Source organism: Massilia varians (genome assembly GCF_027923905.1).
Lineage (GTDB): Bacteria > Pseudomonadota > Gammaproteobacteria > Burkholderiales > Burkholderiaceae_D > Telluria > Telluria varians_B.
Window position 1 is genome coordinate 3,622,786 of record NZ_AP026966.1, and the last position, 14,083, is coordinate 3,636,868.

Sequence of the window (14,083 nt, forward strand, 5' to 3'; positions counted from 1 at the left end):
CTCCTGTTATGGAACCTGCCGTTTAAAAATCAGCGACGTGTTGATGCCGCCGAAAGCGAAATTGTTCGACATGACGTACTCGCAATCGAGCCTGCGCCCTTCGCCGCGGATGTAATCCAAGGCTCCGCACTCCGGGTCGACTTCGTTCAGGTTGAGCGTGGGCGCGAACCAGCCTTCGCGCATCATCTCGATGCTGATCCAGGCCTCCAGCGCCCCGCAGGCGCCGAGGGTATGGCCCATGTAGCTCTTGAGGGAACTGATCGGCATGCGGCTGCCGAACAGGCTGGCGGTCGCCTGGGTCTCGGCCACGTCGCCCTGCTGGGTCGCGGTGCCGTGGGCGTTCACGTAGCCGATCGCCTCCGGCGCCAGGCCGGCGTCGTCCAGGGCCAGCGCCATCGCCTGCCGCATCGTGGCCGCATTCGGCTGGGTCACGTGGCTGCCGTCGCTGTTGGTGCCGAAGCCCACCAGCTCGGCATGGATGACGGCGCCGCGCGCCAGCGCATGCTCGCGTTCTTCCAGGATCAGGCAACCGGCGCCCTCCCCGATCACCAGGCCGTCGCGCTTGCGGTCGAATGGCGACGGGGTGGCTTGCGGACTGTCGTTGCGCACGCTGGTGGCGAACAGGGTGTCGAACACCGCCGCCTCGGTGGCGCACAGCTCCTCGGCGCCGCCCGCGACCATGGCCAGCTGCTTGCCGCTCTGGATCGCCTCGAAGGCGTAGCCGATGCCCTGGCTGCCCGAGGTGCAGGCCGACGAGGTGGTGACGACCCGCCCGGTCAGGCCGAAGAAGACCCCGATGTTGACCGGCGCCGTGTGGGCCATCATCTTGATGTAGGTGGTGGCATTGATGCCGCGCGTGGTGCGCTCCTCGATCATGCGGCCGAAGTCGCCGATCGCGCTGGTGGTGCCGGCCGAGGAGCCGAAGGACACGCCCATCTGCCCGCTTCTCAGCAGCGGATGGTCCAGCAGGCCGGCGTCAAGCAGGGCCACTTCGGTGGCGCGGGTCGCCAGCAGCGCCACGCGGCCCATGCTGCGGGTCGACTTGCGGTCGTAGCGCGACGACAGCGTGAAGGGCGCGGCCGGCGCGCCGAGCTGGGTGTTCAGGCCCTCGTAGCTGGCCCAGTCCTCCATGCGCACCACCGCGTTGCGGTACTCGCCCAGGCGGGCGCGGATGCTGGCCCAGTCGTTGCCGAGCGGGCTGATGCCGGCCATGCCGGTGACGACGACGCGGCGCTTCATGCCAGGCCTCCGTTCACCGACAGGACCTGGCGCGTGACGTAGCCGGCGTCCTCGGACATCAGGTAGCTGACCGCCGCCGCCACCTCTTCCGGACGGCCGACGCGGCGCGCCGGGACCAGTTTCAAGGCTTCTTCCATCGGCACCTCGGCGATCATGTCGGTCTCGATCAGGCCTGGCGCCACGCAATTGACGGTGATGTCGCGCTTGGCCAGTTCCAGCGCCAGCGCCTTGGTGGCGCCGATGACGCCGGCCTTGGCCGCACTGTAGTTGACCTGGCCGCGGTTGCCGATCAGGCCTGACACCGAGGCCATGGTGACGATCCGGCCCGGTTTGCGGCGCTGGACCATCGGCATCACGAGCGGGTTGAGGACGTTGAAGAAACCGTCCAGGTTGGTGCCCAGCACCTGGTCCCACTCTTCGCCGCTCATCGCCGGGAAGGCGGTGTCGCGCGCGACGCCGGCGTTGCAGACCACGCCGTAGTAGCAGCCGTGCTGCTCGACGTCCGCGGCCAGCGCGGCCGCGGTGGCCTCGCGCTCGCCGATGTCGAACTGCAGTACGCGCGCCGTGCCGCCCGTTTCAACAATCTGCGCGGCGACCGCGTCGGCTTCCTCGCGCCGGCTGCGGCAGTGCACGATCACCTGGTAACCGTCGCGCGCAAGCCGCAGCGCGATGGCTTTGCCGATGCCGCGCGACGAACCCGTCACCAGCACGCTTTTCTGGATACTACTCATACGGAACTCCGTTGCAAGAACTCTTCAACATGATCGGGCTGGAAGACGGTAATGGTGGCCGTCGCCAGTTCCTCGCCGCCGGCGTCTTCGATGCGGCAGTCGAACGCCCCCAGGCCGTTCTCGCCCTGCAGGGCGCGGCGCACCTGGATGCGCAGGACGCTGCCGACCCGGAAAGCCGGGACGCTGCAGACATACCTGCGGGCGCCGAGCAGGAAGCCGACGCGCACCGGTTCGCCGCGCCGGCGCGCACACCAGCCGGCATGCGCGGCGACCGCCTGCGCCATGTACTCGACGCCGACCCAGGCCCCTACGCCGCCGTCGTTGCAGAACATGCTGTCAGGCCTGATGTCGACTTCGGCGCTGAGGGTCTCGTCGTCGGCTTCCAGGAAGCGGCCGAGCAGCGACATGGCGCCGCTGTGCGGCACCAGGCTGTGGATGTCGGGCCGGCACAGGTGCTCGCGCTGCACCATCCGGTTCATCGCGTCCTCCCGAACACCAGGCTGGCGTTGGAGCCGCCGAAGGCGAAGGAATTGCTCAATGCATAGCGGATCGGCCGGCCCAGGCGTGCGCCCTTCTCCGCCACGTTCAAGGACGGCAGCGCCGGATCGCGCTCGCCGTTCCACAGGTGCGGCGGCAGCTGGCCTTCCGGGTTATCGTCCTGCATCGCCAGCCAGCACAGCGCCGCCTCGACGGCGCCGGCCGCGCCCAGCGTGTGGCCGGTGAAGGGCTTGGTCGAGCTGACCGCCACCCCGGCGCCGAACAGCGCCGCCACCGCCCGCGACTCCATCGCATCGTTCTGGACGGTCGCGGTGCCGTGCAGGTTGACGTAGTCGACCTCGGCGGCGTCGATGCCGGCGCGCGCCAGGGCTTCGCGCATGGCGATGCGGGCGCCGCCGCCTTCCGGGTCCGGCGCCGACATGTGGTGTCCGTCGGAGGATTCGCCCCAGCCGCACAGGGCCACGGCGGCCGGCTCGCGCGTCATGAGGAACAGCGCTGCGCCCTCGCCGATGTTGATGCCGTCGCGGCCCGCGCCGAGCGGCCTGCAGGGCGCGCTACTGACCGATTCCAGCGCGCTAAAGCCCGCCACGGTGAAGCCGCACAGGGTATCGACGCCGCCAGTGAGAACCGCGTCGCACAGGCCCATGCGGATCAGGCGCGCGGCGCTGGCCAGCGCCTTGGCGCTCGACGAGCAGGCGCTGGAGTGCACGTAGACCGGTCCCTGGGCGCCCGATTCGCGCGCCAGCAGTTCGGCCGGCGAGCCCATCTCCTGCTGGCCGTAGTGGAAACCGGGCGGCAGTGCGCCGGCCGCGTGCTGCGCCGCCAGCGCCGCTTCGGTTTCGCCCACGCCCGAGGTGCTGGTGCCGATGATGACGCCGACCCGGTGCGCGCCGAAGCGTGCAATGGCGTTCTCCAGCGCCGGTCGGATCTGCGCCAGGGCGGCGAGCGCCAGCGCGTTGTTACGGCTGCGTAAGCGCAGCGGCAGGTGTTCGAGGTCCGGCAAGGCGGTCTTGACACGGCCGAGCGGCAGCATCCGGCCCGGCGAGCAGGCGTCCGACGGAGCGAGTCCGCTTTCAGCGTCGACCAGCAGGCGCCGCCGGACGGCGGCCAGGTCGTCGCCCAGTGCGCACACCAGCGCGCATTCGTTCAGGTACAGGGTAGTCATCTCATTCGCTGGCCGACACCACGGTCAGCCGGTATTGGTAACGCAGGTTGTCCAGCACGGCGGTGCCCTGCCAGCGCGGCAGGCCGCTGTAGTCGATGGTCGCCACCACCTCGCCCTCGCGGCGCAGCGTGCGGCGCAGGCCGCGCTCCTCGACCTGCCAGCCGGGCGGCAGGGCCTGGGCGATCCGCTCCACCGGCCACAGGGTCAGCTGCAGGTCTTCCAGCACGTCCGCGGCGCGCACCTGGCTGGGGAGCATCGGGTGGCGCCATTCGGTGAGCTCGCGGCCGTCGAAGTCCAGGCTCAGCACCCGCATGCCGAGCGCCAGGCCGACCAGGCTGAGCCGCTGGGCATCCACCTCGAGGGCAACGTCGAGGTCGTTGGTTTTTCCGTCACGCTCGACGGTCAGGTGCTGCTGGACGCTGATGGCCTCGCCCAGCGCCGACGGGGCCAGGCGCAGGCCGAGGCGCGCGGGCGCGGGCGGCGTCGCGGCGCAGGCGGCCAGGGTCAGGGCCGCGCATAGCGCAGCGCCGCGTTCAAGCCAGGACGGCCGAGGCATCGATTGTTTCCTTTGTCACGACGAAGCAAGGGGCGACCAGCCAGACCAGCGCGGTCCCGGCCAGCATGGTCAGGCCGAAGGCCTGCAGTGCCGGCGTGCCGCTCAGGCCCAGCAGGCCGAAGGACAGGATGGTGCTGGCGGCCGACAGCCCTACCGCCAGCCAGGGGGCGTCGGCGCCGTGTCCGGCGTCTTCCTGCAGGAAGATGCCGTAGTCGACGCCGACGCCCAGCAGCAGCATCAGGGCCAGCACGTGGAACAGCTGCAGGCTCTGGCCCGCGAAGCCCAGCAGCGCCAGGGTCAGGACGCTGGCCGCCGCGGTCGGAGCCAGCACGCGCCAGGTGCTGCCGCGGTAGCGCGGCAGCAGCACCGCGAACACCACCGCGTAGGCGCCAAGCAGCACCCAGCCCATGTAGGCGCGGTAGCGGCCCAGCACCGAGGAGATGCCGCCGACCTTGTCCACCCACTGCACGCCATCGATGCCCTCGGCCGCGCGCGCGAGCGCCGGGATCGAGGCGTAGCGCATGCCGCGCAGGCCGACGATGCTGGCGTGCACGCCCTCGACTTCGCCCAGCCACAGGTGGCGCCAGGGTTCGCTGGCCGGCGTCTTCAGGAAGGCGTCGAGCGTCAATGGCGCAGCAAGGGCGCGCAGGTGCGCGGCGGTGGCGGCATGCCAGCCGGCGTCCTCGCCGATCTCGCTCGCCAGCGCCGCCAGCGGGCCGTGTGCGGCAAGGAGCTTGTCCTCGACCAGTCGCAGACGCGCGGCCTGGGCCTGGCTGGACGGCACCCAGTTCGACAAGGCCTGGTAGCCGGCGATGTCGCCCTGCGCCACCAGGGCGTCGAGACGGCGCTTGAGCGCCTCCTCGCGCCGCAGCACGTCTTCGCCGGTCGCGCCGCGCACCAGGTAGTACTGCACCGGGCTGGGCGCGTCGAGCAGCTTGCCCAGCTTGAGCTGGTCGCGCACCAGCTCGGGCGGCGAGGATTGCAGCGAGCGGATGTCGTCGTTCACCTCCAGGCGCGCACCGCCCAGCGCCGCGAACGTGCCCAGCAGCGCCACCGCCAGCAGCGGCACGATGCCGATCGAGATGCGCGGCCAACGCGCCATCATGCCGCGGTAGCGGCGCGCCAGCCAGCCGGCGCGCAGGCTGCGGCCGTGGATCAGCGCCGGGAACCAGCACACCACGGTCAGCCAGGCGAACACCAGGCCCAGGCAGGAGAACACCGCCATGTGGCGCAGGCCCGGGAACGGCGTCAGCGCCAGGCCCATGTAGCCGATCACGGCGGCCAGCAGGGTCAGGCCGAGGCCGGGCAGCAGGCGCCGCATCAGGCGCGGCGAGTCGAGCGCCGGATCGGCCCCGAGCCGGTGGCACAGGAAATAGATGCCGTAATCCTGGGCTACGCCGATCAGGCTGGCGCCGAACACCAGGGTCAGGAGGTGGATGCGGCCGAACAGCAGCCAGCACACCGACAGCGCCCCCAGGAATCCGATCCCGATCGCCAGCAGGGTGAGCGCGATCGGCTTGACCGAGCGGAAGGTCAGCCAGGTAAGCAGGACGATGCCGAGCATCGAGCCGACCCCGATGGTGTGGATTTCCCGGCTGGCCTGGCGCCCGGCCGCCGCCGCGTGCAGCACCACGCCTGCCTGGATCACTTCCGCCGAGGGCACGGCGCTGCGCGCCGCCAGGGTGGCGCGCTCCAGCAGCGGCACCACCGCTTCCTGCGCCGCCAGCGAGAACGCCGGCTGGCGCAGGGTGTAGGTCAGCAGCACGTATTCGCGTCCCTCGCCCGCCACGAACAGCTGGCCGTCGCGCGGGCGCACCGGGGTTTCGCCGGCGCGCTCCTGCGCCCAGCCGGCAAACAGGCCGAAGGGATCGTCGCGGAAGGCGCCCAGCCTGGGACCGGAAAAGGCGCTGTACAGGCTCGCCAGGGCTTTGTCGACCCAGAACCGGGGCGGTTCTTCGCGCAGCCGGCGCTCATCGAGCGCGCCCACCAGCAGGGTTGCATGCGGCTGCAGGCTGGCCAGCCAGCCCGCCTGCGCCTCCGCGCCCGGGGCGTCGGGCGCCAGGATGCCCGCATGCGGCGCCAGCGCCGCGCGCCAGGCCCGGGAAGCGCGCACCGCCTCGTCCCACTGCGCGGCGCCGACCAGCACCACCACGCGTTGCTGGGCGCTGTCGACCATGTGACTGAAGGATTGCTGCAGCACCGGGTCGCGCTCGTCCGCCGGCAGCAGGGCCAGGATGTCGGTATCGGGCGCGATGCGCTTGCCCAGCCACAGCCAGGCATTGTGCCCGACCAGCAGGCAGACGATCAGCGCCCAGACCAGGGCGAGGCGGCGCTGCACGTTCACATCAGGACCGATTCTTCGGGCAGGAGCGCCTGCGCGCCGGTCTTCAGTTCGCTGAAGACGATCTCGGTGCGGTCGCCGCCCTCGTCGACCATGCGGATGCTGCGCACGTAGGCGCCGCCTTCGAGCGTGATCGCCCCCACGGCGCGCGCCACGGCCGCGTTGCGGGCCTTCAACGCGACACGCCACGAGTCGCCGGCCACGCTGCCGTCGACCTCGAACAGGTTCTCCAGCTGGCCCAGGTCGCCGCCCAGCAGCGAGAACAGCACGCCATTGATCATGCGCACGGTCGGTTCCTGGCTGGCGTCGAGGCGCATCGACACCCGCGAACCCTGCATGTGGACAATCTCGTCGCGCTTCAGGCGCAGGGTGTTCGGGAAGGGTTTCAGGGTGCGCCACAGCACCCCCTTGCCGGCGACGACGCAGAAGCGTCCGCTGGAGAGCAAGGGTTTCTTCATGCCGGCCAGCTGCTTGGTCTGCTCGAAGCGGCCGCACAGCTGCTCCGGCTTGGCCAGCATGGACTGGATCTGGGCCACTGGCGCGGCCGCCTGCGCCGTGGCGCCGGCCGCGGCAAGGATGAGGGTGACGAGGATGCGTTTCATGGGGCCTCTACGGCGAGCTTCTCGAACAGGATGGCCGGCGAGGCGAAGCACATCTCGCCGGTCTTGAGGTCAACCGCGACCTGGGTGGTGCTTGCCTTGTTGAGGCGCTTGCCGCTCGCGGCATCAAGGATGAGGTAATCGATGCGCAAGCGGTTCTCCCACTCGACGATTTCGGCGCGTAGCAGCAGGCGCTGGCCGAATGCGGCCGGCCCGGCATAGCGCAGGTTCATCTCGATGATCGGCCACATGTAGCCGGAGTCGCGCATCTCCTGGTAGTTGTAGCCGATCTTGTCGAGCAGCGCGCAGCGCGCCACCTCGAGGTACTTGACGTAGTTGCCGTGCCAGACGATCTGCATCGGGTCGAGGTCGAAGAACTGCACCTGCAGCTCGACCTCGGCCCACCAGCGGCTGGGCGTCTTCGCTTTACGCATACAGGCTCCAGGCCTGGTCGCGGATGCGGCCCAGCAGCAGCTTGAGGTCCGGATCGAGGCGGCGGTCCTCGATCACCGGCGCCACGTCCTGGCCCAGCAGCTCGAGCATGCGCGCCAGCGGCGCCGGCAGCACCTTGCCGGCGTCGACGCGCTGGCGCAGCCACACGCCCTGGCGTACCGTGATCAGGAGGCTTGCCGCCACCTGCTCGGTCAGTTCCAGCACGCGCAGGCAGTCGCGCGCGGCGATCGTGCCCATGCTGACCTTGTCCTGGTTGTGGCATTCGGTCGAGCGCGAGAACACCGAGGCCGGCATGGTCAGCTTCAGGGCTTCGGCGGTCCAGGCCGAGGCGCTGATCTGCAGCGCCTTGAGGCCGTGGCTGATCGGGGCGCGCGCGCCCTGCATGCCCGACAGGTTGGCCGGCAGGCCGGCGTTGTAGCGCGCATCCACCAGCAGCGCCATCTGGCGGTCGAGCAGGTCGGCCAGGTTGGCAACCGCGTTCTTCATGCCGTCCATCGCGAAAGCGATGTGGCCGCCGTAGAAGTGGCCGCCGTGCAGCACGCGCTCGCCGTCGGCGTCGATGATCGGGTTGTCGTTGGCGCTATTGAGCTCGTTCTCGATCGACGCGCGGAAGAACGGCAGCGCATCGGCCAGCACGCCGATCACATGCGGCGCGCAGCGGATCGAATAGCGGTCCTGCAGGCGCTTGCCGTTGCGCTCGAGCTGGCCGGCATACTCCAGGTCCTGGCGCAGCCAGGCCGCCACGCCCTGCATGCCGGCATGCGGCTTGACCGAGAACAGGGTCTCGTCGAAGTGGTGATCGTTGCCGTCCAGGGCGAACGAAGCCAGCGCGGTGATGCGGGTGACCAGGCGCGCCAGGTAGTCGGCGCGGTCCCAGGCCAGGCAGGCCAGGCCGGTCATGACGGCGGTGCCGTTCATGATCGCCAGCCCTTCCTTCGGGCGCAGGCGCAGCGGCGTGATGCCGGCGTCAAGCAGCGCCTGCGCCGCCGCGACCGGCACGCCATCGCGCAGCACTTCGCGCTCGCCGCACAGCACCGCCGCCAGATAGGACAGCGGGGTCAGGTCGCCGCTGGCGCCGACCGAGCCTTCGCTCGGGATCAAGGGCAGCAGGCCGGCGTCGAACAAGCGCACGATCTGTTCCAGCAGCCCCACGCTCACGCCGGAAAACCCCTTGGACAGCGAGGCCAGGCGCGCCGCCATCACGGCGCGGGTCTGCGCCGGATCGAGACAGGCGCCCAGGCCGCAGCCGTGGTAGGTGTAGAGGTGATGCGGCAGCTCGGCCACCAGCTCGAGCGGCACCGCCACCGTGCACGAGTCGCCATAGCCGGTGGTGACGCCGTAGATCGTGCCGTCCTCGCGCAGCAGGCGGTCGAGGAAATCGGCGCCTTTCGCGATCGCGGCGCGGAAGGCCGGATCGTCCGACAAGGCGGGATGCGCCGTGCCGCGCGCGATGGCGACGATGTCTTCCAGCGCCAGGCGCTCGCGGTCGAAGCGCACGGTGCGCCGGGAAGTCTTGAGGTCAGTGAGCTGCATGGGGACGTTCCGAATCGGGTAGATGCCAAAAATCGTAGAAGTTGAACCACTCCAGCGGCGAGCACCTGGCATGGTGCTCGAGGCGCGCGGCGTATTCGCCCGCGAGTTCGGCCAGCGCGGCATCACGTCCGCGGCGCGGCAGGCGCACCTCCTCGCGCAGGCGTTCGAACTGCAGCGCGTAGCCCCCTTCCACCCGGATGGCGAACATCGCGTACAGCGGGCAGCCGAGCACCGAGGCCATCACGTAGGGGCCGACCGGGAAGGCGGCCGGCTGGCCCAGGAAGGGCGCGAGCGCCACCCGGCCGGCGCCTGATACCGGCACGCGATCGCCGGCGATGACGACGAACTCGCCTTGAGCGATGCGCTCGGACAGCTGCATCGCCATGGCCGGCGTCATCTCGGTCACCTGCATCAGGTTGAGCTGGCTGCGCGGATCGAGTTTGCCCAGCATGTCGTTGAAAGCCTGCGCATGGCGCGTGTGCACCAGCACCGTGATCCTCAAGCCCGGCGTGCGCAGCGACAGCGCCCGGCACAGGTCGAGGTTGCCCAGGTGCGAGCACACCAGCAGTGCGCCCTTGCCTTCGCGGATGCGCTGCCAGAGCGGATCGGCGCCAACCACCCGCACGCGCGAGAAGTCGAACTGGCCGCCCCACAGCAGCATCTTGTCGAGAATCGATTCGGCGAAGGCCTGGAAGTGGCGCAGCACCCCGAACAGGCCGGCGGGCCGGCCGATGCGGCGCAGGTAATCGTTGGAGACGCGGCGCGCGCGGCCCTGCGTGGCCACGTACCAGAACAGCACCGGCACCAGCAGCACGCGGAACGGCCAGCGCCCGAAAACCCGGCAGACCCAGAACAGCAGGCGCATGCCGGCCACGAAGCTGGCTTCGTTGATGGCGGCCCAGTGGCGGGTATCGGCGGAAGGATTCACGTGCGCCATCTGCGGACCAGCAGCGAAGGAATACGCGGCAGCATGCCGAAGAACAGGGCCACGTGCAGGCGCGTGATCAGGACGTTGTCGGTCCAGGCCTTGAAATGCGAGACCCCGTCCTCGGGATAGCCGACCTTGGTCGGCAGGTTGAGCACCGCCACGCCGTCCCAGTACAGGCGCACCAGGATCTCGATGTCGAAGTTCATGCGCAGGCCGAGGCGGCGGCGCGCGGCGAGCGCCACGACCTGCGCCACCGGATACACGCGAAAGCCGCACATCGAATCGCGGATCGCCAGCGACAGCGTGTTGATCCAGACCCAGACGTGGGTCAGGTAGCGCGCGTACAGGCGCAGCGGCGGCACCGATTCGTCGTACACCGGGCAGCCGGCGACCACCGCCTGCGGCCGGGCGCGCGCGGCCTCGAGGAAGCGCGGGATGTCGGCGAGGTTGTGCTGGCCGTCGGCATCGACCTGCAGCACGTGGCTGTAGCCGTCGCGCGCGGCGCGCCGGAAGCCGGTCAGTACCGCGCCGCCCTTGCCCTGGTTGGCCGTATGCCGCTCCAGCACCACCCGCCCGCGGTGGGCTGCGGCCAGGGCGTCGAGCACGGCCGCGCAGTCCTGCGAGGAGCCGTCGTCCACCAGGATGCAGGGCAGACCGTGGGCCAGCACGCCGTCGACCACCTTGGCGATCGCGTGCTCGTGGTTGTAGACCGGGATGACAACGCAGGGATGGAAGGGCTTCACCTTAGTGCGCCCTCTCGAAACGCAGCAGCGAATGGCAGTAGCCGATGCCGTCGCGCGCGGTCACCAGCTTCAGGCCGGCGGCCTCGGCCAGCCGGATGTAGTCGGCGCTCTCGTAGACCTTGCTGTTACCGCTCGCCATGACGTTGAAGTAAGGCGAGGTATTGATCAGGCAGTAGGCGGCGATGTCGTAGCGCTGGCGGTCCCAGAAGGTGTCGAGCACCAGCACCTGGCCGCGCGGGCCCAGGGCGCCCGCCACGCGCGCAAAGATGCTGGCAATCGCGGCTTCCGAAAAGCAGCTCAGGAACTGGCTCATCCACACCAGGTCCATGTCGCCCGGCAGCGTGGCGGCCTCGTCGAGCAGGTCGGTCGGGTGCAGGCTGGCACGGTCGCGCAGGCCCGCCTGGCGCAGCTTGTCCTCGGCCACGGCCAGTTGGCCCGGCAGGTCGACCAGGTGCAGGGCGACGCGCTCGTTGGCCGCCAGCGCGGCCAGGCTGAACTTGCCGGTGTTGGCGCCGATGTCCATCAGGCGGCGCGGACTCGTGGCGAACACGTCCGGCATGATCTCCGGGAAGGAGGTGTCGGAGTAGTAATGGTCGAAGGCGAGCCAGCTGGTGCGCGCCGGCTCCGGCAGCTGGGACAGGCCCTGGTACAGGGTCGGCCAGTCGCCGAACACCTTCAGGCCCAGCGGCTTCTCGGCGTCCAGCGTGTGTTCCAGCTCGAACAGCGCCTGGTAGCAGACGTCGTGGTTGAAATCGATGTTCACCTGGGTGATCGGGTCGGTCAGGACCACAAAGCCGGTCTTGTCCAGCACGTAGCGGCCCTGTTCCAGGTACACCACGCCGGCCGACAGGCAGGTCTCGAGCACCACCTTCAAGACGTAGGGCGTCCAGCGCCCGCTGGCAGCGAGCTGATCCACCGACAGGCCGGTGTCGCCGGCGTCCGCTATCGCCTGCAGCATGCCGCGCTTCCAGGCGAAGCGCACGCACTGGAACACAACCGGGGCAAAGGCGATCTTCTGGGCGTCGAAGCGGGCGTCGAATGCGCTCTGGCGCTCGGGCGAGAATTTTTTGTTCAGCATGCTCGGTCTAGGTCAGGAGGATGCGGCCGCTGGCGTGGGCGCCGGCGTCCGAGAAATAGCGGAAATGGAGCTGGCCCTTGACCGCGTCGTGCAGCAGCTCGAGCCGCACCGGGCGCTCCGGGCGGATCATCTGCTGGAACTTGAGCGCATTGATGCCGCCGAACGCGGCCCCGAGGCCGAAATGCTCGCGGCCATAATGGATCGCCCAGTCCACCTGCACCACGCCCGGCAGTACCGGGGCGACGCTGAAGTGGCCGTCGAAGTACAGCAGGTCCGCGGGAACGCTCAGCTCCAGCAGCACGCGCGCAGGCGCCTGCTCCAGCAGGCATACCCGCGGGAAGCGCGGCCGCTCTTCCAGCAGGGCCAGCAGCGCCGCCTGGGTGGTCTTGCCCTGTGCATTCACCGGCATGCGTGGCAGGAAGCGCCAGCGGCGCGGCAGCGCCACCGCCTCGATGCTGCGGCCGAGCTGCGCGCGCAGGCGTGCGCTGAGCGCGGCGCGCCCCTCGTCGCCAAGTATCGCCTGCCCTGCTGCGCTGGGCACCACGAAGGCGGCCAGCAACTGGCGTCCGGGCGCGGGCAGCGGCACCACCCGCGCTTCGCTGGCCAGGCTAGTGCCCAGCAGCGCGGCTTCGATGGCGTCGAGCGAGATGCGCTTTTCCTCGATCTTGACGATGCGGTCGGCGCGTCCGCGCAGCAGGAAGCCGCCGCTGGCCGCTTCGGCGCGGTCGGCCAGGCGCTGCCAGCCAATGGGGCCGGCATAGTCCGACTGCACTTCGAGCAGGCCGCCGGCAGCGAGGCGCCAGCGCACCCCGGGCAGCGGCTGCCAGGCTTCCCCTTGCGGGCGGCGGCGCCAGGCGACGCCGCCGGTTTCCGAGCTGCCGTAGACTTCGATCGGCGCCTGTCCCAGCAGCGCGCCGGCATGGCTTGATGCGTCCTGTTTCAGCATGCCGCCGGACGAGAACACGGCGCGCAGCTGGCGCGCGGCGCCGCGCCAGTCGAGGTGTTCCGGCAGCCGCTTCAGGTGGGCCGGACTGGCCAGCAGCACGCAGGGGCGCTCCGCCAGCGCGGGGGCCAGGCTTTCGGGGAATTCGTGGCGCGCCGCGTGCAGCGGGCGGCCCTGGGCCAGCGGCCACAGGATGCGGAACAGCAGGCCGTAGATGTGCTGGTGCGAGACGGTCGAAACGACGGCGGCCGCGCCCAGGCTGGGCCCGAACTGGAGTTCCAGCGCGGCGACCTCGCTGGTCAGCTGCGACAGCCGCTTCGGGATCGGCAGCGGCGCGCCGGTGCTGCCCGAGGTGAACACCACCAGCGCCGGGAATCTGGGCGCGGGGGGCGTCCACTGGTCCTGCCAGTCGTCGCCGGCAAGCGGGGCCTGGCCCTCGGGGAAAGCGCCCCAGAAGGCGCCGACCCGCTCACCCAGTGCCGCACAGGTCGCCGGCAGCGCATCGGCGCCGAGCCAGACGGTCTTCCCCGACAGCCAGGCGCCCAGCAGGCCGGCTGCGAATTCGAGGCTGTCCTCGTGGTACAGGGCCACCTGGCTGGCTGGCGTACGCTGGCCGAGCGCGGTCCAGGCGCGCACGCGCGCGAGCAAGGCGCCGTGCGGCACGGGGACGCCGTCGCGCCAGCCTGCCAGGGCCTCGGACGAACGGGTGGCGATTCGGTGGAACAGCTCAGGCATGGTGCAACCGCTTGAAACGCATGCGCAGCAGGTATTCCCCGCCGAACATCAGGCCCATCAGGATGTAGGCGATTACGCCGTTGTACAGCGACCAGACCGCGCTTGTGGCGAACAACGCCGTGCCCAGGGCCGCCGCGCCGTTCAGGACGAAGAACACGCACCAGGCCTGGGTCACGCGCCGCGTGTACGCGACGCCGGCCGGCGGCAGGGCCGGTTCGCGCAGGCGCGCCAGGCGTTCGACGACCGGCATGCCGGACACCAGGCTGGCGCCGAAGGCGGCCAGCAAGGCGCCATTGACCAAGACCGGATAGAGCTTGAGCGGCAGCACGGCGTTCGAGCCGACCGCCAGCGCCACCAGCAGCAGGGCCCCGCCGGCGGTCCAGCGCGCCGTGCTGCTCAAGCGCAACATCGGCAGGCGCGTGGCCGCCGCCAGCAGCAGCAGTCCCGCCAGCCAGCGCGGTTCGACGCGCTCCTGGCCGAACCAGATCGCCAGCGGATAGGCCAGCGTCAGCGCGGCCGCCAGGGCGTTCCAGAACACCGG

The 14,083-nt window shown here is 70.4% G+C and carries 14 protein-coding genes; all 14 read right to left on the minus strand.

Translation table 11 applies throughout. The features are described 5' to 3' along the window. Positions 1 to 6: 6 nt before the first annotated feature. The 14 genes from MasN3_RS16245 to MasN3_RS16310 are packed head-to-tail and all read right to left on the minus strand — an operon-like array spanning position 7 to position 14,080. Positions 7 to 1,239 carry a beta-ketoacyl-ACP synthase gene (locus tag MasN3_RS16245; RefSeq protein WP_281908550.1) on the minus strand — a complete coding sequence of 411 codons (1,233 nt, stop codon included), beginning with the start codon at positions 1,237 to 1,239 and terminating at the stop codon, positions 7 to 9. After that, on the minus strand, positions 1,236 to 1,970 hold the full coding sequence (gene fabG, locus MasN3_RS16250) for a 3-oxoacyl-ACP reductase FabG (protein WP_281908553.1): 735 nt from the start codon (positions 1,968 to 1,970) through the stop codon (positions 1,236 to 1,238). Before fabG ends, MasN3_RS16245 begins: the two co-directional genes overlap by 4 nt. Beyond that, positions 1,967 to 2,449 (minus strand): hotdog family protein, encoded by a 483-nt coding sequence (locus tag MasN3_RS16255; RefSeq protein ID WP_281908554.1) that lies wholly within the window; start codon positions 2,447 to 2,449, stop codon positions 1,967 to 1,969. The genes fabG and MasN3_RS16255 overlap by 4 nt, the downstream gene beginning before the upstream one ends. Continuing rightward, on the minus strand, positions 2,446 to 3,633 hold the full coding sequence (locus tag MasN3_RS16260; protein WP_281908555.1) for a beta-ketoacyl-ACP synthase: 1,188 nt from the start codon (positions 3,631 to 3,633) through the stop codon (positions 2,446 to 2,448). Before MasN3_RS16260 ends, MasN3_RS16255 begins: the two co-directional genes overlap by 4 nt. Before the next feature lies 1 nt (position 3,634). Next, positions 3,635 to 4,189 (minus strand): DUF3261 domain-containing protein, encoded by a 555-nt coding sequence (locus tag MasN3_RS16265; protein ID WP_281908556.1) that lies wholly within the window; start codon positions 4,187 to 4,189, stop codon positions 3,635 to 3,637. Continuing rightward, positions 4,167 to 6,527: an MMPL family transporter gene (locus MasN3_RS16270; RefSeq protein ID WP_307730364.1), complete on the minus strand. Its 2,361-nt coding sequence runs from the start codon at positions 6,525 to 6,527 to the stop codon at positions 4,167 to 4,169. The genes MasN3_RS16265 and MasN3_RS16270 overlap by 23 nt, the downstream gene beginning before the upstream one ends. Before the next feature lie 2 nt (positions 6,528 to 6,529). Next, on the minus strand, positions 6,530 to 7,132 hold the full coding sequence (locus MasN3_RS16275) for an outer membrane lipoprotein carrier protein LolA (RefSeq protein WP_281908558.1): 603 nt from the start codon (positions 7,130 to 7,132) through the stop codon (positions 6,530 to 6,532). Next, positions 7,129 to 7,563, minus strand: coding sequence for an acyl-CoA thioesterase (locus tag MasN3_RS16280; protein ID WP_281908560.1), 435 nt, complete (start codon positions 7,561 to 7,563; stop codon positions 7,129 to 7,131). Before MasN3_RS16280 ends, MasN3_RS16275 begins: the two co-directional genes overlap by 4 nt. Continuing rightward, on the minus strand, positions 7,556 to 9,115 hold the full coding sequence (locus MasN3_RS16285) for an HAL/PAL/TAL family ammonia-lyase (RefSeq protein ID WP_281908561.1): 1,560 nt from the start codon (positions 9,113 to 9,115) through the stop codon (positions 7,556 to 7,558). Before MasN3_RS16285 ends, MasN3_RS16280 begins: the two co-directional genes overlap by 8 nt. Beyond that, on the minus strand, positions 9,102 to 10,043 hold the full coding sequence (locus tag MasN3_RS16290; protein WP_441904724.1) for an LpxL/LpxP family acyltransferase: 942 nt from the start codon (positions 10,041 to 10,043) through the stop codon (positions 9,102 to 9,104). Before MasN3_RS16290 ends, MasN3_RS16285 begins: the two co-directional genes overlap by 14 nt. After that, positions 10,040 to 10,786 (minus strand): glycosyltransferase family 2 protein, encoded by a 747-nt coding sequence (locus tag MasN3_RS16295; protein WP_281908564.1) that lies wholly within the window; start codon positions 10,784 to 10,786, stop codon positions 10,040 to 10,042. The genes MasN3_RS16290 and MasN3_RS16295 overlap by 4 nt, the downstream gene beginning before the upstream one ends. A gap of 1 nt (position 10,787) precedes the next feature. Continuing rightward, positions 10,788 to 11,864, minus strand: a complete 1,077-nt coding sequence (locus MasN3_RS16300) for a class I SAM-dependent methyltransferase (RefSeq protein ID WP_281908566.1) — start codon at positions 11,862 to 11,864, stop codon at positions 10,788 to 10,790. Positions 11,865 to 11,871: 7 nt separating this feature from the next. Beyond that, positions 11,872 to 13,542, minus strand: coding sequence for an AMP-binding protein (locus MasN3_RS16305; protein WP_281908568.1), 1,671 nt, complete (start codon positions 13,540 to 13,542; stop codon positions 11,872 to 11,874). After that, on the minus strand, positions 13,535 to 14,080 hold the full coding sequence (locus MasN3_RS16310; protein WP_281908569.1) for a hypothetical protein: 546 nt from the start codon (positions 14,078 to 14,080) through the stop codon (positions 13,535 to 13,537). The genes MasN3_RS16305 and MasN3_RS16310 overlap by 8 nt, the downstream gene beginning before the upstream one ends. Between the last annotated feature and the right edge of the window lie 3 nt (positions 14,081 to 14,083).